Raw genomic sequence first — 21,383 nt, 5'->3', positions numbered from 1 at the left:
ACCACGGCCGCCGGAAACCAAGATCTTGGCGTCGGTGATATCAACAACCTTCTTGTCGTCGTGCACGACTTCCAGGATCTCCACATTCATGTCGTCCATGCTCAAGCCGGCGTCGAAGGTCACGATCTCGCCCTTGCGGGTGGTGTCCTTCTTGGGCATCTCCATCACGCCGGGACGCACGGTCGCCATCTGAGGCGTATACTTCCGGCACACGATGGTGGCCATCACGTTGCCGCCGAAAGCAGGACGGGTCATCTTCAGGAAACGGTCGGAGGTATCCAGTGCATCAACCTTCTCAGGCTGCAGAGACAAAGAGGTAGAAGTGCGCAGATACTCCTGGTACTTCTTCACATCAATGTCCAAACGGGTGGTGTCTGCCGTCAGACCAGTGTGAACACGGCCCGCTACGCGGGGAGCCATGTCACGGCCGATGCTGGAAGCACCAAAGAGAACGATGTTGGGATCGCAGTCCTCAATCACCTTGACAATTGCCTTCACATAGGGTTCAGTGGTGTAGTGCTCCAGAACGGGATGGTCAATAACCAGCACCTTGGATGCACCGTATTGAATCAGCAATTCAGCCTTGGGGGCAATGTTATAGCCCATCAGAACAGCGATAACCTGCTCGCCGGAATCAGCCGCCAGCTTGGTGGCCTCGCCAATCAGCTCGTAGCTGACCTTCTGGACATGGCCGTTGCGCTGTTCAACAATTACATAAATATCTTTACTCATCGTCTTAGCCCTCCCCCTCAGATAATATGACGCTCGATCAGCTTTGCCATGATTGCTTCAACAGCCTGGTCAGGAGTCAAATCCTTCATCAGGGTGCCGGGATCTCTCATCTTCTTGCCAAAGGACTGGAACACGTTCGTGGGAGAGCCTTTCAGACCAATCCACTCCGGATTCAGGTCATTCTTCAAATCATCAAAGCCCCAAACCGTAATTTCCTGCTGATAGGCGTCCACAATGCCGCGGACAGACATATAGCGGGGCTCGGCCAGTTCGGACAGAGCGGTGACCAGGCAGGGCATCTTGACCTTCAGCATATGAGCCTCTTCCTCGAACTGGCGCTTTGCGATGATGTAATCACCGTCAACGTCCAAGCCCTCAGCATAGCTCACCTGAGGCAGGTGCAGCTGCTCACCGATCTGGGGACCAACCTGAGCGGTATCGCCGTCGATTGCCTGACGGCCGGTCACCACCAGGTCAAAGCCAATCTTCTTCAGAGCAGTCGCAATGATGGTAGCGGTAGCATAGGTATCGGAGCCGCCGAACTCACGGGCAGACAGCAGATAGGCATCGTCTGCGCCCATGGCCAGAGCCTCGCGCAAGGCGACATCCGCCTGGGGCGGGCCCATGCAGACCACTGTCACAGTGCCGCCAACCTTGTCGCGCAGCTGCAAAGCGGCTTCCAGGCCAGCCCGGTCATCGTGGTTGATGATGCTGGGCACGCCGTCACGAATCAGAGTACCAGTCTTCGGGTCCAGCTTAACCTCTGCGGTATCGGGGACCTGCTTGATACAAACAACAATTTTCATTTTCTTCGCACTCCCCTCTTATTTCAGCTTCATGGAACCGGAAACGACCATCTTCATGACCTCGGAAGTTCCCTCGTAGATTTCGGTGATCTTCGCGTCGCGGTACATCCGCTCAACGGGATACTCACGGCAGTAACCATAGCCGCCCATCAGCTGGACCGCAAAGCGCGTTACTTCCACAGCAGTATCAGAGGCAAACAGCTTTGCAGCCGCTGCATAGGGACCATAAACCTCATGGTTGTCCTTCGCCTTGGCAGCTCTCCAGGTCAGCAGGCGGGCAGCGTCAATCTTTGTCTGCATCTCAGCGCACTTGAACTGAGAGTTCTGGAAGGAGATGACGGGCTTGCCGAACTGCTTACGCTCCTTCGCGTACTTGATGGCCTCGTTCAGGGCGCCCTGCGCAATACCAACGGCCTGCGCTGCAATGCCGATACGGCCCTTATCCAGAGCGCTCATGGCAATCTTGAAGCCCTTGCCCACGCCGCCCAGAATCCGATCCGGAGAGACGCGGACATTGTCATAGGAAACAATGCAGTTGGAAGCTGCACGGATACCCATACGCTCGATGTTCTCGCTCACTTCGATGCCGGGCATTTCCTTCAGGTCGACAATGAATGCAGTCAAGCCCTTGGATGCAGGCACGCTGCGGTCAGTCAGCGCAAACACGATGCAGGTATCGGCAAAGCCGGAGTTCGTGGTGAAGATTTTGGAACCGGTGATCAGCCAGTCATCGCCATCCTTCACAGCAACCGTCTGGGCACCCTGCACGTCAGAACCGGCGCCGGGCTCGGTCAGGCCGTAGCAGCCGATTTTGCTGCCATCGATCAAGGGGCGCAGATACTTCTGCTTCTGCTCCTCCGTGCCAAACTCGTCAATGCAGGAGCAGCACAGAGAGGTATGTACAGAAATGGTGATGCCGGTGCTGGCGTCAACCTTGGAAACCTCTTCCATGCACAGTGTGTAGGCCAACGTATCAGAACCGCCGCCGCCATACTCCTGAGAGTATGGGATGCCAAAGAAGCCATACTTCTGCATCTTCTCCAGCAGGCCCTGATCATAGACCTCGTTTTCGTCCATTTCTTTTGCCAGCGGCTTAATCTCTGTTTCCGCAAATTTCCGGAACAGTTCCTGCTGGAGCAAATGGCTCTTATCCAGTTTGAAATCCATAGTTACCTCCTAATTTTGTTATGAAAGGATTGTCTAAGAAATATTTTGCTAATCAACAATTTGGCAACTCGTATACTAGCTGTCATCAATATTATGCTTCTATTAATATTTTGTCAATGCATAATTTGTATCCAAATTTTTGTTAAAAAAGTCAATTGACATTTTCTATTGTAAACTGATACTTTATGTAGAAGTAGAAGTATCCGTTTTGCTGTTGCCAGGCTTTTGGGATCTTCAGTTCTTACTGTGATTTCTTACTCTTTCCGTAAGATACTGAATTTTCCGGCGTGGCTTTTTGTTTCTTTATTTTTGAGAAATGGAGGGGTTTTTGCCCATGGAGTTAAACGATTGTATCAATTTTGAATTGAACAGTGTGCAAAATGCCGTTTTCAACTATTTTAAAGGAAAATTGTCCCCTTATGACGTAACTCCAATTCAATACGCGCTGCTGAAATGCCTGTGGACTGAAGATATGCAAACTCCCACGCAGTTGGCTCAGACACTGCATCTTGACACCTCCTCCATCACTGGTATTCTGGCCCGTTTGGAAAAGAAGGAACTAATTGAGCGCATCTATAATCAGCAGGATCGCCGAAGCATCCATGTCCATCTGCTGGAGAGTGGTGTCGCCCTGCAAAAGCCCATTGAAGACGCCATCATGGAGGCCAACAAAGAGATCATAACCGGAATCGATCCCGAGGATTACAAATTTTTCCGCAGTCAGCTTAAGATTATTGAAGCCAACGCCAAAAGCAAATGATGGGTGCATTTCGTCAGAATCAAATGCAAATAGGAACAATATTATACCTAAAATTAAGATAGCACGCCACTTTTCTCTTTTCATCAGAAATTCCTACAAAGTTTTGCAGCATGGCAGATCCTCTGCTGGATAAAAAGTCCAGTGTTTACGAAAGCAGCTCCGGTCAGTTCAGATCGGAGCTGCTTTTTGTCTGCGTATTGTTCCTTATACCAGCGGCCCCAGCACCGCCTCCCGCAATTCCAAATCGCGAAAAATAGATGCTTCCAGCTGTTCATACTCCCGCGGCTGTTTCAGTCGGCGCATCGCTTTTGCCTGCTTTTCTCCGCCGCGGAACAGGTGAATCAGATAAAACCACAGCTCCTTCATCCGTTGGGCCGCCGGGCCAGCCTGTCCGTAAGCCACACAGTAGCCCTCATATAGCATCTGAACAAAGCACTCCACCTCTCCCCGGGTGGCCGCCGATCCCCCCCGCAGTTTCCGCAGCAGCGCGGGGTCAGCCGCCAATCCCCTGCCAATCATAACCGACTCCACTTTTGGAAATTCCGCCTTCAGTGTAAAGCAGTCTTCCACCGTCACCAAATCTCCGTTATAGCAGAGCGGATTGCGGCTCTCTGACATCGCCCAGGCAAACAGATCCCGGTGAAGCGCCCCCTTGTAAAACTCCTTCTGTACCCGCGGATGAACTGTCAGCTCCGCGATCGGATAGCGGTTAAAAATTTCAAGGATCCGGTGAAACTCTTCCGGATTTCGGATACCCAACCGGGTCTTGACAGAAACCGGAACCGCCGCCTTGGAGAATACCTCATCCAAAAACTGGTCCAGTTCTTCCAGATGTCCCAAAAAGCCGGCACCCTTTCCCTTGGCCACCACTGTGCCCGAAGGACAGCCCAAATTCAGGTTTACCTCCCGATAGCCCATGGCACGTACCTGCTCCGCCGCCCAGAGAAAGTCCTCCGCCCGACGGGTCATCACCTGCGGGACCAAATTTGGCACTGTGTTATTAGCCGGGTCCAAATCCCGCAGCTCCCGATTCGTAAGAATGTGCTCCGCCGCCGGGGAGAAGAACGGAAGAAAATACCGGTCCACGCCGCCGAACACCCGGTGATGGGCATTGCGGAACACAAACGTCGTAATTCCTTCCAGTGGTGCGGCCGCATAGCGTAGACTCATTTCAGTGTCTCTTCCCACTCCGCCTGCCGGAAGCCCACCAGCACAAAGTCCTCTCCCACCAGAATTGGCCGCTTCACCAGCATGCCGTCCGTGGCCAGCAGATCTAGTTGTTCCTGCTCGCTCATATTCGGCAGTTTTTCCTTCAGCCCCAGGGCCTTGTACTGGAGGCCACTGGTATTGAAAAACCGCTTCAGCGGCAGGCCGCTGGATTTCCACCAGCGTTCCAGCTCTTCAGCCGTTGGATTTTCCTGCTTGATGTCCCGGAAGTCATAAGCAGCTCCCCAGGCGTCCAGAAAGCCTTTTGCCTTTTGGCATGTGGTACATTTTGGATAGCAAAGAAACAGCATGGGATTCTCTCCTTCCGGCCTTTTGGCCGTTATGATTCTATTCCAGTTTTATTCGTATCAGTCAATGCAGCCGCGCTCCGGCCCACTTGTCTCTTAGCAGGTTTGGACTTAGCATAGCTTGCATCGTTCTTCATCTAAAACCGGCTACAGTGTACCAGATTTTCAAGCAGATGAAAACCCCGGAAATGAGAGTGCCTCCCCTCACAAGGAAGTCAAAACAGCCGTGCAGTGCAAAATACTCCCCCATCTGGCCTTCAGCGCCTGACGAGGGGAGGAGGAATTCTCGAACTTGTTCGCCCATAATACGATTGTTTGTCCCATCCTTCTGTTTTTTGTTGGGGCAGCACCTCAGACCGCTATGCCGGTTGAATACCCGGTGGTGTACAGCGCAGGCAGACCCGGCTAAAGTAACTCACACCACCGGAAATTCGTTTTCCCGCTCGATGTACCGGCAAAAGGCAAAGATGCCGCAGAGATGCCCTGCTGAAAAATCACGGACGCTCTCGATAGCCCATCCACCGGTGATGCCACGGTGTTTGATCTGCACAGCGGGCGCTGCCTGATTATCCAACAGCACATAATTTTGGCTATCCCGCATGACCAGTGTATATGCATTCCCCGCAAAATCCAAGTCAGCACGATCTACCCTCGGCATTCTGCAGATGGGCCAGCCGTAGATCGGCGGATCCTCTGAATCGGCATATCTGGGCTTTCCTACAGCGAGTTCTTCGCCGGAAGGTGCTGTAAGCACGTACTCCCTGCAGGAAATGTTTCCCGCCCACTGAGGCGGATAGTCCAAAATCCGAATGTCAGCAGTGAAGAGAAGGCTTCCATCCATGTCCAGAATTTCTTTTTCCGGCCCACAGAATTTACTTCTAATGCGTACCAATACCTGGCTTCCATCCTGTGAGTATAGGATGCCAGCTTTCATCTTATACGTCATTATTTCTCGCGCCTCCCTATATCACAGCATATAGCAGCACACCCGCAAGTCCGGCCCCCATCATGACCCGGATAGGGTTGACACGCCACTTGCGAAGAACGAAAAAACCACCGTGAGAATTCCAGAGGAGACCACATTAAGCGCAGAAAAATCAATAGGCAGTTCCCGGCTTCCATAGAGGGTCAGGAATAGCAGGCCCAGCCCCGCCGCTGCGATCATGGCACCGGCGCCAGACCGCAGGCCAGAGAGGATCCCTTGGATCGCGGACAGGCCTTTAAAGTGGTAGCAGACATGGGCAAATGCCATGACGATGATGCAGGAAGGAAGTACGCAGCCGGGCGTCGCTACAACAGCTCCCCGTGGCCCAGCCACACGGATTCCCACAAAGGTGGCCGAATTGATGGCAATGGGCCCCGGCGGCATCACCGCAATGGTCATGATATCGGCAAATGGTATCCGGAGAATGGACAACCAAGGAGGCAGGTTACTGATACCCCAGGGATCTTACCCCCAGCGGTATGCCCGGACTACCAGCCGGGACTGTGTTCTTATCTCCATAGTCTGACAATACCCGCTCTTTTTAAGTTTGTCAAGAAAACCCGCACCGACCAATGACCGGTGCGGATTCAATAAGCGTTGATATACAGGCTTTCGTCATCGTGACCCTTCTCAATCGCCCGGATCTCCACATAATATTTCAGCTCCGGGCTGACCTCCACCAAGATCCGGTCCCCCACCCGATGCCCCAGCAGTGCCTTCCCCACCGGGGACTCTTTGCTGATAAGTCCCTTCAGCGCATCCTGTCGCAGGGTTGTGACAATTTGAAGTTGCATTTCCTTTTTTGCCATTTCATTAAAAATAGTCACCTTATCAAACAGACCTGCGCCCTCTCCCGAAGGAGCCACCTCAATAATCTTTGCTGTCCGGATCATCCTCTCCAGATATCGGATGCGGCTGTCGTTGCGGTTTTTAGCCTGTTTGGCACATTTATATTCAAAATTCTCACTCAAGTCCCCAAACGCCCGGGCGGTCTGCACCTCTTCAATCAGCTTCGGTCTCATTTCCCGCGTCCGATAGTTGATTTCCTCCTGCATTTTTTGGATGTCCACTTTCGTCAATTCGTCATACATATCAGCATCGCCTCACAAAGTTTTTTTGATCATACCACAAGGCGCCTCCTTCCTGCAAGTATCTCCCTTGTAAGCCCACCTCAGAACAGTACGGTGCAGATTGTTATGGATGCGAAATACCAGTTGATGTATTCTTCCAAAAGCTGCTTAGGGCAAATCCGACCTTTCGACGGCTTTCCGGTCAACTTTTCCAGAGACCGCGCTCTTTTTCCTCGTACTTTTGTCAAAATCCATATTTTCTTCCTCTTTAGGCGGTTTTCCTTGCATTTATGTCAAAATACTGTAAAATATGAAAGGATATTTCATGATTATCTTAACGTCAAAGAGAAGGGATCGTTATTACCACTATGGTTCAGCCTCAACATGCAAGCCGCCTTTGGCGTGCTCTTTTTTATGGGATTGGTGTCACTTTGCTGGCACTTGGAATAACTTTGAACACCAAAACCGGGCTCGGTGTTTCACCCATTACCTCTATTCCATATTCTATTTCCGAAATCTGGGATCTCAGCTTTGCCGTACTTACTTTTATCGTGTACTCTATTTTAGTGGGCGGGCAATTCCTTTTGAAGGGGAAAAAGCGGGACTGGCTTGATATTTTGCAGATTCCATTCAGCTTTGTTTTCAGCGTCCTTCTCGATCTTTTTGAGCGTGCTCTTCCATTTTCCTTTTCTCATCTGTGGCAGAACCTGATTATGCTTGCGTTTGCCATTGTGTTTACCGCCATCGGCATTGCCCTGACCGTTGGAATGAAGCTCATTCCCAATCCGGCGGATGGATTTGCAAAAACCTTGGGGGATGTCCTCGGCAAGGGTGTTGGATTTGGGAAAAATATTGCGGATGTCATCAGTGTGACTATCACGGCAGCTATAAGCCTGATTGCCTCCGGGAGACTAGTTGGAATTGGTCTCGGAACCATCTTGGCCATGATTTTCGTTGGCCGCGTTGTCGCTTTGTTTAACCGTTTGTTTGAGCAGCGGCTTCTGACATTAGCCGGCTTGCAGAACCCTGAGACACCGCTCAATCGTGTGTCGTGTCAGGAATCCCTTAGTGTCTGACCGTCCAAAAGACCCTTGGCGCAAAATTGCGCCAAGGGTCTTTGTTATTACCCTCTTTCCAGCTTGTCATACCGGCGCAGCATGGTACACATCTGTTGCCGGGTAACAGGCTGGGACAGCATCAGGTCTCCGTCTGCGCTGCCTGTCAGAATGCCGCTTCTCACAGCCCACTCCACGCCCTCCTTGTGGGCAGGTGCCGGGGTGTTGTCCATCTCGTCCGCACTTCCTTCATATCCTTTGCTTCCAAGCTCACTCATTCCGGTGTTCGCCCTCTCCCCACCGGACCCGCTCTGCTGGGCTCCGGCGGGGGCCCCGGTTTCCTCCTCGTAAAGTGGCCTCACAGCCCCCAGAATCTTCCCCGCCGTGCGGGTGCGCCGCATAACCTCCCCGCCGTCAGAATCATTTCCAACCGCGGTGTTGCCCTCAATGGCCACAATCTGACTGCCTGTGACGGATTCCACGATGCCGCAGTGGTCAGGGACCTTGTCACCGTCCCAGTCAAAGATAACCACATCTCCGGCCCGGTAACCGGACGTCACCCAACATTCGGCGGCTTTGGCCGCTTTCATCAGCGTGGTGCAGCTGGCCGTGCGGGTGGGCAGGGACACGCCCGCCTGGGCAAATACCCAATCCACAAACATCACACACCACGGGCCTGTCAGGCCGTACCAGCGGGTATACTTCACCTTGTTGGAGTTCGCCGGGGATTCTTTCGTCCCAAGTTCTCCCCGGGCAATCTCCAGAAGTTCCTTAACTGTTGCCATCCGTTTGAACCTCCGGTAAGCCCGCCACGCTGGTCAGCAAAGATAGCACACCTGCCAGCGCAGAGGCGGACACCACCATTCTCCAGTCAACAGCGCCAAGCACCGCCGCCGTACCAATGGTGGCAACAGCGGTCTGGGCCACGGTCTTGATTGCCCGGATGCCTGCGGCTTTCAGCCAAGTCTTTGCATGCTCACTCACGGCTCACTCCTCCACCAGCTCCGTACCCTTTACCTTGTACGTCTGCCCGTTGAAGGTGCACAGGGCGTACATATCGCCCACATCACAGTTCACCAGCTTCATGCCGGCAATCTCCACCTTGTCAAGAGACCCGGTGCCGGTGTCCAGCAGGCCGAAGCGCTGTCGCTCATCGTCTGCAATGGTGTTGCGGTCGGGGTCAAGATGAAAGGCCGCACCCTCTTCCTTCAGGGCCTTGTTGGTGTCCTCCAGAGTGGCCTCGCCAGCGGTGTACTTGCCAATAAGCTCCGCAATATGATTCATTGCTTTTCCTCCAGTTTTAGATTGCCATTACAGAAAGCCATGCGTTTCCATGCAATGCTGATAGGTCACCAGAATCTGTTTTGTTGTCATCAGCGTGGTGTTGTTTTCAAACGCCGGGTGCCGTTCACAATAATCCTCGTAAGACTTAATGTCCCGCAGGATCTGGTCAAAATGCTCTTTGGAATGATGAACATCATGCAAGAGCTCATCTCCAAACCGCAGGATACGGCTCCTGCAGTCAACGGCATACCGTTCATCCGAAGCTTGCCGCAGATCCCGAACTTCACGTTCCAGATTTTCCACCTTTGTCAAAACTTCCTTGTTCATTGCCCGCCCCAGCTTTCTTGCAAGCGCAGACCAAGGATTGATTTTAATCGGCACAATTTCCAGCAACGTCAGAAACACTGCTGCGGCTCCGCTTCCGATTCCAACCATTGTCTGCAGGTTCACGCTGCAACCACCTGTACTGGCTTAGCATTCATGTAAACATCCTCTCTGTATGGCTCATTGAGGGCTTCCTTACGGCGCCCCCTGATAGTAGGTGTTTTTATCTTTAAAATTGCATATTCATATGCATCGTTTTCCCTCACTCATTATTTTTTCTGACAGCAAAAAACGGAAATCCCTGCATAGCAGGGATTTCCGCATGAGAAGACACCCTCTTTTTCAAGAAAACCGTTCAAAAAACAGGGATTATTTAGTTGTCTGAGTTCCTTCTTTCTTCCCATCATCCTGAAATGTTCTGCGCTTTATTGTTCCCCAACTGGAACGATTTTTACGAAAGCCAAACATGGCCTCTACCTTATAGATGGTATTGATCTGCCGATATCCCAGGTTGTCGATAATGGCAAAGAGAAAAAGCTTCATCAGTTGGTCAATTTTAGGATACTTACGGAAGGTATTCTCCTCCAGAAGGAGCGAACCCACCGACAGAATCGTGCCATACAGAACGGCCACCAGGTAAAAGCTGACCATGAACCGTAGATTGACGATGCCGAAAAACCAGGAGAGCGGGACAGCAATATACCCGGACAGCTCAAAGATGGGGCCAAGCAGTTCAAAAATCCAGAAATACGGCAGGCAGACCATACCAATTCTTCCATAGTGTGGGTTAAGCAACATGTCCTTATGCTTCAGCAAAGTATCCATCAAGCCAATCTGCCAGCGTTTCCGCTGTTTTTTCAGATCCTGAAGCCGTTCCGGCGGCTGGGTCCAGCAGACCGGATCCGGAAGGAACTTTACCGAATAGGGCCGCTTTTGGTCGCGCATACTCTGATGGAGCTTAACCACCAGTTCCATGTCCTCGCCAATACAGCCGGTGGTATATCCGCCCACGTCGATTACAGCCTGCTTGTTGAAAGCACCGAAGGCGCCGGAGATAATCAACAGCATTCCCATTTGATCGAAGCCAATGCGCCCGGTAAGGAAGGCCCGCAGATATTCATTGGTCTGAAGCATCAAAAGCGGCTTATTGGAGAGATCCACATCTTGCAGCTGTCCATCCACAATTTTACATCCGCTGCCAATTCGCACAATGCCGCCCACCGCCACACAAGTGGGATCGCCCATAAAGGTGTAGACAATCTTGATCAGGGAGGATTTTTCTAATATGGAATCTGCATCAATAGAGATGAACACCGGATACATAGAGGCGTTCATGCCTGCATTCAGCGCGTCGGCTTTTCCGCCGTTTTCCTTATCCAGCACAACGAGATTGGGGTAGACGGCAGATCGGTAAGCCGCCCTCACCTTCTTGGTTGGAATCGACCTTTTAAATGGAATGTAGATCGGGAGCAACGAGAAGGACTTCTTCAGAATTTCCATCGTCTCATCCTTGGAGCCATCATTGATCACAATGACCTCATACTGCGGGAAATCCAGCGACAGGAGATTCCTGGTATTGTCCGCGATGGTGGCCGCCTCATTGTAGGCCGGTACCAGCACACTAATTGGAACCATATTGTCGGATTCCTGAAATCGTTGGTAATCTGTGTATTTGAGAGATTTGCTGTATTTTCGCAGTCCAATGGCGGCACCGATCAACTGGATGAGATAAATGCTGCTGATAAGCAGCACATAAAACAGCGAAAAATAATTAATACCCAATATAATAGGCTTTAGAACTTTCTCCATTAAGCAACTCCTCCCGCCAAAATCTCATCCCGCTCAATGACATATTGAAGCATCTCTTGCGCATAACGGTCGCCACTGGTCCGCACATCCGAAAGCAGAGTATCCCGGCACGGCAGTGCAGCCAATGCTTCTGCTGCGTGAAACCGCACCCACCATACCCGGTCATAAAGGCACTGCAGAATCGTGTCATAGCAGCCCTCACAGTCCAGAGAAGCCAACGCATCCACCGCCGCGCAGCGAACTTCCCATGCTTCGTGTCGGGTCAACTCCCGAATAGTTCCGGCAGCTGGTGTGTAGCCAAGCCTGCCCAATGTCCGCATTGCCTCCAGCCGTACATTCATGTGTGGGGATGACAGCTCAGGCAGAATCATTTCACACAGTTCTTCACAGTTATTATCCTTGATACCCCGGATACAGGCCCGCCGCACATACTGATCTTGGGCTTTTGGAAAAAGCATCTTATAGAATTCAGCGCAATCCCCATGGTAATGGAGAAACAGCTCGTGTAAAGTACGAAAGGAGAGCAAAATACGGAACTGCGGATCAGAGAGCAGTCGAATCACTTGCTCCCGCTGTCCCAGCATAAACAGAGTCAAAAGTCCGATTTCCTGAACCATCGCATCTTTCGGCCATCGCATGAAGTTTTTTTCGATATCGGATGTATAGCCGGGGATTTGCAATTGCCCAATCAGCTTTGTTATCAGCAAGACAGTGTCCAAGGCTCCGCTTTTCAGTTTTTTTCGCAGATATGCAGAATACCAATCTGCTTCAACAGCAACTCGGAGCGCGTTTACCTGCTGAGAATTGAGCTCGCGGGACACCATCTCCAAGACCTGTACTCCACGCTGAGAACGGATCCCATGAATCCCCCGCAGTGATGCATGCTTTTCAGGTGTGTTTGCAACGTTGTATATCTCCCCCCGCAGATATTCAATCTTTGCATTGGCGTTAATTAGATATAGAACCTGCCGCTTAATTCGCTGCATTCGTGCCTGCGTTGCATTGATAACAAAGTGAAGCGCAACCAGAACAAGTGTAAAAACAATTAAAAGTCCCGCCATGATTTGGAGCATCCAATCGACAATTTGCTGTATAACTTCTTGATAATACATGACTCTTCCTCCTTCACTTGTTCTCAGCGAAGTAATTCTGAAGGATATGATAGGACTGCTTCAGCCGTTCATGAACCTGCGGCATGTCCCAGTTCTCCCAGGTATACAGTTCCATCGGCGTCTCGTTCCGGCTGTCTGATTGGCATATGCCGATCCGCACCCCATCAGCTGAAACGCCCTCAATCGCGTTTAATGTGTTGAAATCCCCCATAACCTGCTTCTGAGATGGATCCATAAAGCCCAGCAGCATCCAAGGCAGGCGAATCTCAATGCAGTTGCCATCTGTGCAGAAATCGGCCAGCGAATCATAGTAGGGGCTTTCGGGGTCTCCATTCCCATAGTGAAGTGCGCCGGTCTCAAAACGCTCAAACTCTGTGGTCACGCCGGTTTCCGGAAGATACTGCGGACGGTTCATAGCAAGGTAGATGCGGTCAAAACATCCGGAATCTTTTTCGTTCCGCCCAAGTACAGGCAGGAAGAAGTCGTGTACCGCGGCATAGTCATACTGGAATACATCATAGTAAGCATCTACCAAAAGGGCGCTGTCCTCCGGGCCATGGAGGCGAAGGAGGAATTCTGCGCCGTCCGCAAAGGAAAGATTGCCGTACTTGGTGCTTCCCTGTCCGCTCAGTACATCCAGCGGCACATACAAAGTGTCCCGCGCAAAGTCGTAACGCTCCCCTTCTACCATAAGATAGAGATAGGCAGCATCCGATTTTGCAGAAATGCGGAGCCCGTCATGTTCAATAACAAGCTCCTCTTCCTCCCACTCGGAAGAATTACCATCCAGCTTGACCGCCAGCTCCTTCTCACTTGGGTCGAAGGCCAGCAAGCCAAAGCAGGATTCGGGGCTCTCTACATTCAGCCAGTAGGGACGGCGGTCGGGATTTTCATACTCCATGCTGTTCCAACATCGTTTGAACCATTCGTCCTGCCAAGAGAAGATCAGCCCGCCCGCACAGCCGGAGGCCCTGATGTCCTGATTCAAGGAAATCAACCACTCTCCCTGCTGTACCTCATCGGCATGTCCCTGGGACATCCCAGTGACTGCATTTGCGTGGGCAATCCCGCGAGAGGCAGGAATTCCGTACTCCGAGATGAGTACCGGCATGGTGTGGTGCCCGTTCAGTTCAGTCAGGTAAGACAGATACGGGGTTCCTCCGTCCAGATATTTCGTGTCATAGCTAAGGAATTCCGGGTAATAGGGGTAGACGTGGTAGGAGGCAAAGAACCCCGCCTTGAAAGAATCGGTGGCCAAGATATGCTCCGGGTCAACGGATACGGCATCCTCCATCTCGGGATTCGGCTCGTTGGGGTGTGTCAGCGGATCCGTGGTGCACCAGTTGCTCAAGGCCACCGGCCGCTGCCGCCCATACCGCTCCATCTCATACGAAATGGTCGTTTCAGCCGCGCCGGCAAGAAATACCTCAAAGGGGGAGGCATTCTCCGTGCGGACATAAGCACCTTCAAAGGCTGTTTGATCGGGGTGGGCGGTATTGGTGCCGATCACAAAGTCCGATGACCATTCCACGCCCAAAATCCAGCCGATTACCCACTGAGAGATATCCGAGGTGTAGATGCCTCCAGCGTTTCCAGGCAGTTTTTCGATATCCGCATTTCCGTGAATGATATCAACAGCCTTTTGGATATCTGAATAGAACGAATCCTGAATCGCGCCGGCGCCGCCAAAGGCGTCGCTGTACTGTGCAATCAGTTCTTCATTCATGTAAACACCCTGAATCAGGTAAAGTGGCTGCCGGGCCTTGGTATTGAACGCTTTCAACGCATCATAAAAAGCCGGCATCTGGCTCACATAAACACGGAGAATTCGGACATTCATTTCGCTGATTTCCTGAAACCAGCGGCTGTAGTCTTCCTCTGTGATACCGAATTCGCCAGGGAAATACCCAGGTTTAGACGCTCCGATGTTCACACCGTTTAAAAACATCGGCTCATATTCGCCCGTGCTGTTTTGGATGCAGAATTCTTTGCCCTGCACAATGGCAATTGGCTCGTCCGGCTGTACTGCATCCGGCTCTTTTGCAGCGCAACCGACAAGCGGCATGATTAACCAAGCCAGCAAGATGACAAGGCACCTTTTCATATCAATCCAATCCAATTTCCTCATGCTATCTCCCTCGCTTGGCTGTATTGCTCCTGCATACAGGTAGCAGGAGCGCAAGTTCGCGCTTAGCTCACACGAACGCATCTGCTACATCCATGGATTTTTCACTCGCCGCTTTGTGTTTCACAAATTACACCACAAAGAGACACATATTGATAGGTTTTTTTCAAGATTTCCTCTTTTTTGTAATCGCACTCATTCTGCGCAGGATCCATCGAGCACCATTTGACAAACTACTGCTTTATTGCGTCCGTGAGCGCATGAGTTTTTGTCTGCATTTGGGTGCCTTAAAGGATGAAGTGACCAAGGGGAGTAAAACCCAAAAAGAAAGGCACGACATATGTCGTGCCTTTCTTTTTGGCGGAGATGGAGAGATTCGAACTCTCGCACCGCTTTCACGGCCTACCGCATTTCGAGTGCGGACCCTTCAACCACTTGGGTACATCTCCAAAATGTTCCTTAAAAAATGCAAAATCTTACATTTTATGGTATTTATAGCTTCATTTCACATCGTTCAAACAGCTGCAAGTATTTCCACCCAAGTACCAACTCTGCAAACAAATGGCTGGCTCTACACGATTACACGCAGCGTGAATATTATTATGACACATTTTTTCTCCGGATGCAAGTCCCGGTAAAGCAGCAAACAGATTTTTAAACATGCTTTCATCAACGGTGCCTGTTCATTCCGCATATGCTATTATGAGCACAAACCCGCATGCGGAACTTTTATTACAGTGCTGTAAACCCTGCGGGAAAAATTGAAAGTGAGGACCAGTGGTATGACACCCAAAATTTTTTTGTGGGGTTCCCAAGCGCGATATGAAAACTATCGGGCAGCAGTAGAAGCAGCTCACGGATGCGTTTATTTTTCGGATAAAATTCCAGATGCAATTCATTGCAGCGGGTTGTTGCTGCCTGGCGGCGGAGATTTGGAGCCGTGGCGGTATGGTCAGGAAAATACATCATCCCGCGGCCTGGAACCAGAACGGGATCGGGCCGAATGGGAATTGTTAAAACATTTCACATTGTCCAACAAACCGGTTTTAGGCATTTGCAGGGGAATGCAGGTCATAAATGTGTTTTTTAACGGTACGTTGGTTCAGGATTTGCCCGGTCATAGTGATGTCGCTGGTATTGACAGACTTCATCAAATAGTAGCGGCAAGTTCTAATCCAATAAATTTATGGGGTAGAACGTCAATTGTCAACAGTGCGCATCATCAGGCCGTCGGCCGCCTTGGAAACGGATTATTGGCCGCGCAGTGGGCATCGGATGGAACAGTGGAGGCCATTTACCACCGCTCCCTTCCAATTTGGGCGGTTCAATGGCATCCGGAACGGCTGCGTGGGAAGTTTGCCAAGGCGGGTGCAGCCAATGGGCAAAATCTGTTTGATGCATTTGTGGAAATATGCTCTTTTTGCAGGAAAGAATAGAAATTTTTATGAAGAAAAACCTTTTGATGCTTGACAGTAATTTGGATTCATGTTATCATATCCAAGCTGACAATTTCTACGGAGGGCACACGCAGGTGTAGCACAATGGTCAGGGCACCAGCCTTCCAAGCTGGGGATGCGAGTTCGATTCTCGTCACCTGCTCCAACAAATTTGCGCCAGTAGCTCAGTTGGATAGAGCAACTGCCTTCTAAGCAGTAGGCCAGGGGTTCGAATCCCTTCTGGCGTACCAACTTTCCTCCTTGGAGCAATGTTGGTCGTTTTAATTTTTTAATATGTGGTGGGTGTAGTTCAATTGGCAGAGCACTGGATTGTGGTTCCAGGTGTTGTGGGTTCGAGTCCCATCACCCACCCCAGACAAAACAGGGGATCGGGGTTACCCCCGATTCCCTGTTCCCTTCCACATTGGGGCGTCGCCAAGTGGTAAGGCAAGGGACTTTGACTCCCTCATCCGCTGGTTCGAGTCCAGCCGTCCCAGCCATTTTTTCATGCGCCGGCAGTGTGGCGCGATGATGAGTTTTACGATCCGGTAGCTCAGTCGGCAGAGCAACTGCCTTTTAAGCAGTGGGTCCGGGGTTCGAATCCCCGCCGGGTCACCAAAAAGAAGGACACGCTAAAAGCGTGTCCTTCTTTTTGGGTTCCGGCGTCTGAAAGTCGCCTCCACCTCTTTGATTGCACTGCTCGGGCGAAATAAATCCGCCCTGCGCCAAGGTTTTGGGCCGCCGGCCCAAAACGCTTGTACGGCGCAAAAGCGCCGCCCCGCTGTGCGGGGCCCCAGGACCTGTGTGCCCTTAAACCTATCCACCCGCTCCACGTCGCCGCAGACGTCATATCGTTCGCGGCGACTTTTTTTACAAAAGTCACCTCTCACTCATTTTGTCGCGGCTCCTTTCCAAACCGGACCTGCTTGTGCTGGGTTGCGATTTGGGTTTGGGTGCAGACTTGGGGCGGTCCTCGAAACTGTCCACCCGTTTCAGCAAATCCCTCAAAGCCGCAAGGCTTTGAGGGATTTTTCTTTTTCGCAATTTGCAAAATTCGCTCCATAAAAAGGGCAAAATACGACCTGATTTTTTAAAAGGTACAGGTCAAAATGCAGGTCAACCGACAACAAAAAATAAGCCGCTCCTTTATGGAAGCGCCCAATTTTTTCTCTTATCGATTACTTCACCGCAGAGGAGCTTCACACGCTCCAGAGAAAACTTTGTGATTAGCTTGCATTTCTGCCTTCAATATGGTATTCTCCAAATATGAAAACCATTCTCAAATCAAAGGAGCCATTTGTCTTGAAAGAACGTTTTTTCAGATCTTTCCTTTTTCTCTTATCCTTCCTCCTGCTAACGAGCTGTTCTCAGCCTCCCGCTCCCACGAGCGCAGAACGCGATTCTCTTAAAATCGTAGCCACTGTTTTCCCCGCCTATGATTTCGCCAGAGCTGTGGGCGGTGAATATGCGGATGTATCCCTCCTGCTGCCTCCCGGGGCTGAGAGCCACTCTTATGAGCCAACCCCAGCCGATATGTTGTCTGTACAGGACTGTGACCTTTTTTTGTATCTGGGCGGCGAATCCGACGCATGGGTGGAGACAATTCTGGGAGCAGTCGATCTGAAGGGTACGGCAATGAAAATGATCGACTGTGTGGAGCCGCTTGAAGAGGAAACCGTGGAGGGCATGGCGGAAGAACCCGGCCACACCCACGAGTCGGAAGGCGATCACCACGATCTGGGCGCCGTCAAAGAATATGACGAGCATGTTTGGACTTCTCCCCGCAACGCCGCTTTAATCACCCGGGCCATCGGAGCAGCGCTTATGGAATTGGATGCCTCCCATTCTGCCGAATATGAGGCAAACACCGAACGCTATGCCGCAGAAATCGAATCTCTGGATGATGCATTCGCAGATTTCTTTGCCAATTGTTCCAATCGAACAATGCTGTTTGGAGACCGGTTTCCCCTGCGGTACTTTGCGGAGGAATATGACATCCATTACTACGCCGCATTTCCGGGCTGCAGTACACAGACAGAACCCTCTGCCGCCACCATCGCCTTTTTGATAGATAAGGCAGAAGCAGAGCATCTGTCCACTATTTACTATATTGAATTTTCCAACCACCTGGTAGCAGACAGCATTGCGGAAGCTACCGGTTCCCAAACGGCGTTATTCCACACCTGCCATAATGTATCCCAATCGGAATTAGACTCCGGCGCAACATATGTCTCGCTGATGGCGCAAAATTTGGAAACCTTGCGCACTGCTATGGATTAGCAGTGCTGCCAGTGCAAAAATACACAGCGGGAGGCACAGCTTCTGTGTCTCCCGCTTTTTTATTAAGAGATACGCAGTCCTGCCAAGTACTCTTCCGCAAAGTGAGCCGCCACAGCGCCGTCTGCAGCCGCCGTTACAATTTGCCGCAAAGGCTTGGCCCGGACATCCCCTGCCGCAAATACACCAGGCAGATTGGTCCGGGTAGTCTCATCCGCCAGGATATAGCCATGTGTATCCAGTGTCACCTGCCCGGTGAGGAGTTCCGTACTCGGCTTGCGGCCAATGGCAACAAAGACGCCGTCGCAAGAAAGTGCTTGCGTTTGATCCATAATAAGATCACGATAGAGAATCCCTGTTACCATCTGTTCCCCTAAAATTTTCTCTATCCTGGCATTCCAGCAGAATGTGAGATTTGGCGCCTGTTCAAGGGCTTGCAGGTAGCTCTTCTCCACCCGCATGGTATCCCGGCGGTGAAGCAAATACACCCGTTTGCACAACCGTGCCAGAGTGAGGGCCTCTGCCGCGGCAGAGTTCCCTCCGCCCAGCACCGCCACGGTTTTCCCCCGGAAAAAAGCTCCATCACAGGCAGCGCAGTAACTGACTCCCCTGCCGCGCAGTTCTGTCTCTCCCGGTACATCCAGTGTTCTGGGGCCTGCTCCAGCAGCATAAATAACTGTCCGCCCTGTTAGCGTACTGTCGGCCGTCTTCGCCTTTTTTAGGAGCCCCCCTAGTTCCAGGGCCGTTACCTGTGCAAATCTCGTTTCCGCACCAAACCGGGCAGCGCCCTGCTGCATCTGTCCAGCCAGTTCGATTCCTATCACGGTTTCCGCAATCCCCGGATAATTGTCCACTTCCTCAGTGGTGCTCAGCTGTCCGCCTATTGCCGTGCTCTCCAGTACCAGTGCGGAAAGTCCCGCCCTCGCACAGTATAGCGCCGCGGCATATCCCGCCGGGCCGCCGCCCACAATCAGTACATCCCAAACCTGCTGCTCCACGCCGCTCCTCCTGTTGCTATACCGTTTTTTTCGCTTTAAGGCCGGTGTCTTCCGTTTCTCTTCAGCAAGTATAGTATGGCAGGAACTGCGGAAAATAGCCGTATCAATAAAATTGGGAGGAATCATTCCATGCCTGTGGACTTTAAAAACAGTGAAACCCTAAAAAATTTAATGCGTGCCTTTGCCGGAGAGAGCCAGGCCCGCAACCGTTACACCTTTGCCGCCTCCACATGCAAGCAGCAGAAGCTGCATGTGGTAGAGGCCATCTTCCAGTTTACAGCCAATCAGGAAAAGGAACACGCGGAAATCTTTTATCACCATATGAAGGAGCTTTCCGGAAATACCGTCCAAATCGATGGCGGCTATCCTGTGGATATTACCAACGATGTTGTGCAGTTGCTGCGGTATGCCCAACACAACGAGTATGAGGAGCACGACCCTGTCTATAAAACGTTCGGAGATGTCGCAAAGGAGGAGGGATTTCCCAAGGTTGCCGCCTCTTTCCACAAAATTGCAGAAATTGAACAGACCCATGGCAACCGCTTCGGTGTGATAGCCGATCTGCTGTCCAACAATCAGCTGTTTGTTTCCGACGTCTCCTGCGGCTGGATGTGTCTGAACTGCGGTTATATTTTTGAAGGGACACAGGCCCCCAAGGCCTGTCCCGTCTGCGATCATGATCAAGGCTTCTTCATTCGGCTGGAGATGGCCCCCTACGGCGGATCCATTCTGCAGAAAAGGTGAGGCGGTGGCTATGTCATATGTAAATCCTAAACTAAAACCTCAGTTCGAGAGCCTGTCTCAGGGGCTACAGGATGAAATTTTATCCCGGAATGTCAGCATTCACTCCCTGTATGATCTCATCGGCGTACTGGAGGAAATCGTGTCGGAGGCCGAAAACGAAGCCTAGGCTCAGATCCTGTGCGTTTCCAAATTGAACCAATTTGGCACTATTTATTGGTTCTTTCCGCAATTCAAGGTGTTTTCCTCTTTTGAATTTTTCAATGTTCCTTGCCTCGCCCCTCAGCCGGATATCCTTGCACAAATGAGAGGACCCCCGCATGGGATTGCTTCAGCAATCCCATGCGGGGGCCTTTCGTGGCCTTCAGTTTGTTTTCCTCTAAGCGAATGCCTGTATCCGGGAGCGCCGCCGTCCAAATCCCCAAAATTCAAGGGACGGATAAGGCGCTTTCCTGCCAAATGGGCACGTCCCCTATCCAGTTCTTGCAGGCAGGCGTTATTCTAATCGCTCCAGCTGCCCGGACTGAATGGCCTTCAGATTTCTCTTGATTTTCCCCTCTGGCCAGTCCCACCATTTGAGATCCATCAATTTGGAAATCATCTCATCCGAATATCGTTTGCGGATGGGCCTGGCGGGAACGCCGCCCACAATGGTATAAGGCGGCACGTCCTTTGTCACCACGGCTCGGGCACCGACAATCGCTCCGTCACCAATGGTCACACCGGACAAAACAACGGCCTCATAGCCAATCCAAACGTCGTTCCCAATCACGATGTCGCCGAGGTTGTCCCAGGCCTCAGCAATGGAGGACACATCGGTGTCGAGATTCCACTCCTCAAAGAAGATGGGAAAGGGATACGTGGAAAGAGACTGCAGCGTGTGGTTGGACGCGTTAAACAAAAACTTTGCGCCGCAGGCAATGGAGCAAAACTTTCCAATCACCAGCTGGTCGTGATTGCATTCCGGATAATGATAGAGGACATTGTTTTTTTGAAATTCTGTGGGGTCGTTTACAACATCGTCGTACACGGTGTAATCACCCACGGTGATACTGGGATCGGTGACTACATTTTTCAGATAAACGGTACTGCGCCCCTGAGAGCGGGGATAAATTTTCCATTGCGGGATCATTTCAAAAAGCCTCCAAAGCAATTTGTTTATTTCATAACGATCCCGCAAAATGCAAT

23 protein-coding genes and 6 tRNA genes are annotated in these 21,383 nt (G+C 51.3%); 11 read left to right on the top strand and 18 right to left on the bottom strand.

Annotation, left to right across the window (positions count from 1 at the left end):
- From BMZ81_RS12670 to BMZ81_RS12660, 3 genes are all read right to left on the bottom strand, one after another.
- Positions 1–732, bottom strand: a 732-nt coding sequence (locus BMZ81_RS12670) for an electron transfer flavoprotein subunit alpha/FixB family protein (RefSeq protein ID WP_091132716.1), incomplete at its 3' end; no start/stop codon positions are given.
- A gap of 17 nt (positions 733–749) precedes the next feature.
- The gene (locus BMZ81_RS12665; RefSeq protein ID WP_091132713.1) at positions 750–1,538 is read right to left on the bottom strand and encodes an electron transfer flavoprotein subunit beta/FixA family protein; all 789 of its coding nucleotides are present in this window, start codon (positions 1,536–1,538) and stop codon (positions 750–752) included.
- An 18-nt stretch (positions 1,539–1,556) separates the two neighbouring features.
- Complete coding sequence (locus BMZ81_RS12660) at positions 1,557–2,705, bottom strand: acyl-CoA dehydrogenase family protein (protein WP_091132710.1); 1,149 nt, start codon at positions 2,703–2,705, stop codon at positions 1,557–1,559.
- Positions 2,706–3,039: 334 nt separating this feature from the next.
- On the opposite strand from BMZ81_RS12660, the gene BMZ81_RS12655 reads away from it, so the two are divergent.
- Complete coding sequence (locus tag BMZ81_RS12655) at positions 3,040–3,465, top strand: MarR family winged helix-turn-helix transcriptional regulator (protein WP_177187315.1); 426 nt, start codon at positions 3,040–3,042, stop codon at positions 3,463–3,465.
- 204 nt (positions 3,466–3,669) lie between these two features.
- Here the strand turns inward: BMZ81_RS12655 and BMZ81_RS12650 are convergent, their stop codons facing one another.
- The 5 genes from BMZ81_RS12650 to BMZ81_RS12630 form a co-directional block, all read right to left on the bottom strand.
- Positions 3,670–4,635, bottom strand: coding sequence for a tRNA dihydrouridine synthase (locus BMZ81_RS12650; protein WP_091132706.1), 966 nt, complete (start codon positions 4,633–4,635; stop codon positions 3,670–3,672).
- Entirely contained in the window at positions 4,632–4,982 is a 351-nt protein-coding gene (locus BMZ81_RS12645) for an arsenate reductase family protein (protein ID WP_091132704.1), read from the bottom strand. The genes BMZ81_RS12650 and BMZ81_RS12645 overlap by 4 nt, the downstream gene beginning before the upstream one ends.
- 412 nt (positions 4,983–5,394) lie before the next feature.
- Positions 5,395–5,925 carry a hypothetical protein gene (locus BMZ81_RS14300; RefSeq protein WP_242942644.1) on the bottom strand — a complete coding sequence of 177 codons (531 nt, stop codon included), beginning with the start codon at positions 5,923–5,925 and terminating at the stop codon, positions 5,395–5,397.
- Positions 5,926–5,985: 60 nt separating this feature from the next.
- Positions 5,986–6,363: a chromate transporter gene (locus BMZ81_RS12635; RefSeq protein ID WP_091132700.1), complete on the bottom strand. Its 378-nt coding sequence runs from the start codon at positions 6,361–6,363 to the stop codon at positions 5,986–5,988.
- A gap of 188 nt (positions 6,364–6,551) precedes the next feature.
- The gene (locus tag BMZ81_RS12630; protein WP_091132698.1) at positions 6,552–7,055 is read right to left on the bottom strand and encodes a GreA/GreB family elongation factor; all 504 of its coding nucleotides are present in this window, start codon (positions 7,053–7,055) and stop codon (positions 6,552–6,554) included.
- A 347-nt stretch (positions 7,056–7,402) separates the two neighbouring features.
- On the opposite strand from BMZ81_RS12630, the gene BMZ81_RS12625 reads away from it, so the two are divergent.
- Entirely contained in the window at positions 7,403–8,110 is a 708-nt protein-coding gene (locus tag BMZ81_RS12625; protein WP_091132695.1) for a YczE/YyaS/YitT family protein, read from the top strand.
- Positions 8,111–8,157: 47 nt separating this feature from the next.
- On the opposite strand, the gene BMZ81_RS12620 is transcribed toward BMZ81_RS12625, so the two are convergent.
- The 8 genes from BMZ81_RS12620 to BMZ81_RS12585 form a co-directional block, all read right to left on the bottom strand.
- Entirely contained in the window at positions 8,158–8,874 is a 717-nt protein-coding gene (locus BMZ81_RS12620; RefSeq protein WP_091132694.1) for a CHAP domain-containing protein, read from the bottom strand.
- Entirely contained in the window at positions 8,861–9,073 is a 213-nt protein-coding gene (locus BMZ81_RS12615) for a holin (protein WP_091132691.1), read from the bottom strand. Before BMZ81_RS12615 ends, BMZ81_RS12620 begins: the two co-directional genes overlap by 14 nt.
- A 3-nt stretch (positions 9,074–9,076) precedes the next feature.
- On the bottom strand, positions 9,077–9,373 hold the full coding sequence (locus BMZ81_RS12610) for a hypothetical protein (RefSeq protein WP_091132689.1): 297 nt from the start codon (positions 9,371–9,373) through the stop codon (positions 9,077–9,079).
- 27 nt (positions 9,374–9,400) lie between these two features.
- Positions 9,401–9,823: a hypothetical protein gene (locus BMZ81_RS12605; protein WP_091132688.1), complete on the bottom strand. Its 423-nt coding sequence runs from the start codon at positions 9,821–9,823 to the stop codon at positions 9,401–9,403.
- A gap of 243 nt (positions 9,824–10,066) precedes the next feature.
- The gene (locus BMZ81_RS12600; RefSeq protein ID WP_091132685.1) at positions 10,067–11,506 is read right to left on the bottom strand and encodes a glycosyltransferase family 2 protein; all 1,440 of its coding nucleotides are present in this window, start codon (positions 11,504–11,506) and stop codon (positions 10,067–10,069) included.
- Complete coding sequence (locus tag BMZ81_RS12595; RefSeq protein WP_091132683.1) at positions 11,506–12,618, bottom strand: HEAT repeat domain-containing protein; 1,113 nt, start codon at positions 12,616–12,618, stop codon at positions 11,506–11,508. Before BMZ81_RS12595 ends, BMZ81_RS12600 begins: the two co-directional genes overlap by 1 nt.
- A gap of 13 nt (positions 12,619–12,631) precedes the next feature.
- Positions 12,632–14,746 (bottom strand): hypothetical protein, encoded by a 2,115-nt coding sequence (locus tag BMZ81_RS12590; RefSeq protein ID WP_091132681.1) that lies wholly within the window; start codon positions 14,744–14,746, stop codon positions 12,632–12,634.
- A gap of 355 nt (positions 14,747–15,101) precedes the next feature.
- Positions 15,102–15,192 (bottom strand) — tRNA-Ser (locus BMZ81_RS12585).
- 333 nt (positions 15,193–15,525) lie between these two features.
- Here BMZ81_RS12585 and BMZ81_RS12580 point away from each other — a divergent pair.
- From BMZ81_RS12580 to BMZ81_RS12550, 7 genes are all read left to right on the top strand, one after another.
- The gene (locus BMZ81_RS12580; RefSeq protein ID WP_091132678.1) at positions 15,526–16,179 is read left to right on the top strand and encodes a gamma-glutamyl-gamma-aminobutyrate hydrolase family protein; all 654 of its coding nucleotides are present in this window, start codon (positions 15,526–15,528) and stop codon (positions 16,177–16,179) included.
- A gap of 91 nt (positions 16,180–16,270) precedes the next feature.
- Positions 16,271–16,345: transfer RNA gene (locus BMZ81_RS12575), tRNA-Gly, on the top strand.
- 8 nt (positions 16,346–16,353) lie between these two features.
- Positions 16,354–16,430: transfer RNA gene (locus BMZ81_RS12570), tRNA-Arg, on the top strand.
- Positions 16,431–16,478: 48 nt separating this feature from the next.
- Positions 16,479–16,554 (top strand) — tRNA-His (locus BMZ81_RS12565).
- A 50-nt stretch (positions 16,555–16,604) separates the two neighbouring features.
- Positions 16,605–16,679, top strand: a tRNA-Gln gene (locus BMZ81_RS12560).
- Between the two features lie 42 nt (positions 16,680–16,721).
- Positions 16,722–16,797 (top strand) — tRNA-Lys (locus tag BMZ81_RS12555).
- Positions 16,798–17,445: 648 nt separating this feature from the next.
- Positions 17,446–18,459, top strand: a complete 1,014-nt coding sequence (locus BMZ81_RS12550; RefSeq protein ID WP_091132675.1) for a metal ABC transporter substrate-binding protein — start codon at positions 17,446–17,448, stop codon at positions 18,457–18,459.
- A gap of 62 nt (positions 18,460–18,521) precedes the next feature.
- On the opposite strand, the gene trxB is transcribed toward BMZ81_RS12550, so the two are convergent.
- Complete coding sequence (trxB, locus tag BMZ81_RS12545; protein WP_091132673.1) at positions 18,522–19,454, bottom strand: thioredoxin-disulfide reductase; 933 nt, start codon at positions 19,452–19,454, stop codon at positions 18,522–18,524.
- Between the two features lie 129 nt (positions 19,455–19,583).
- On the opposite strand from trxB, the gene rbr reads away from it, so the two are divergent.
- Positions 19,584–20,198 (top strand): rubrerythrin, encoded by a 615-nt coding sequence (gene rbr, locus BMZ81_RS12540; protein ID WP_091132671.1) that lies wholly within the window; start codon positions 19,584–19,586, stop codon positions 20,196–20,198.
- A gap of 10 nt (positions 20,199–20,208) precedes the next feature.
- The gene (locus BMZ81_RS14140; RefSeq protein ID WP_177187313.1) at positions 20,209–20,364 is read left to right on the top strand and encodes a hypothetical protein; all 156 of its coding nucleotides are present in this window, start codon (positions 20,209–20,211) and stop codon (positions 20,362–20,364) included.
- Positions 20,365–20,691: 327 nt separating this feature from the next.
- Here BMZ81_RS14140 and BMZ81_RS12535 read toward each other — a convergent pair whose 3' ends face one another.
- On the bottom strand, positions 20,692–21,327 hold the full coding sequence (locus BMZ81_RS12535; protein WP_091132669.1) for a CatB-related O-acetyltransferase: 636 nt from the start codon (positions 21,325–21,327) through the stop codon (positions 20,692–20,694).
- Positions 21,328–21,383 lie beyond the last annotated feature (56 nt).

The sequence above is a fragment of the Oscillibacter sp. PC13 genome (assembly GCF_900115635.1).
GTDB lineage: Bacteria > Bacillota > Clostridia > Oscillospirales > Oscillospiraceae > Oscillibacter.
This window is presented reverse-complemented; position numbering and strand designations above follow the sequence as displayed.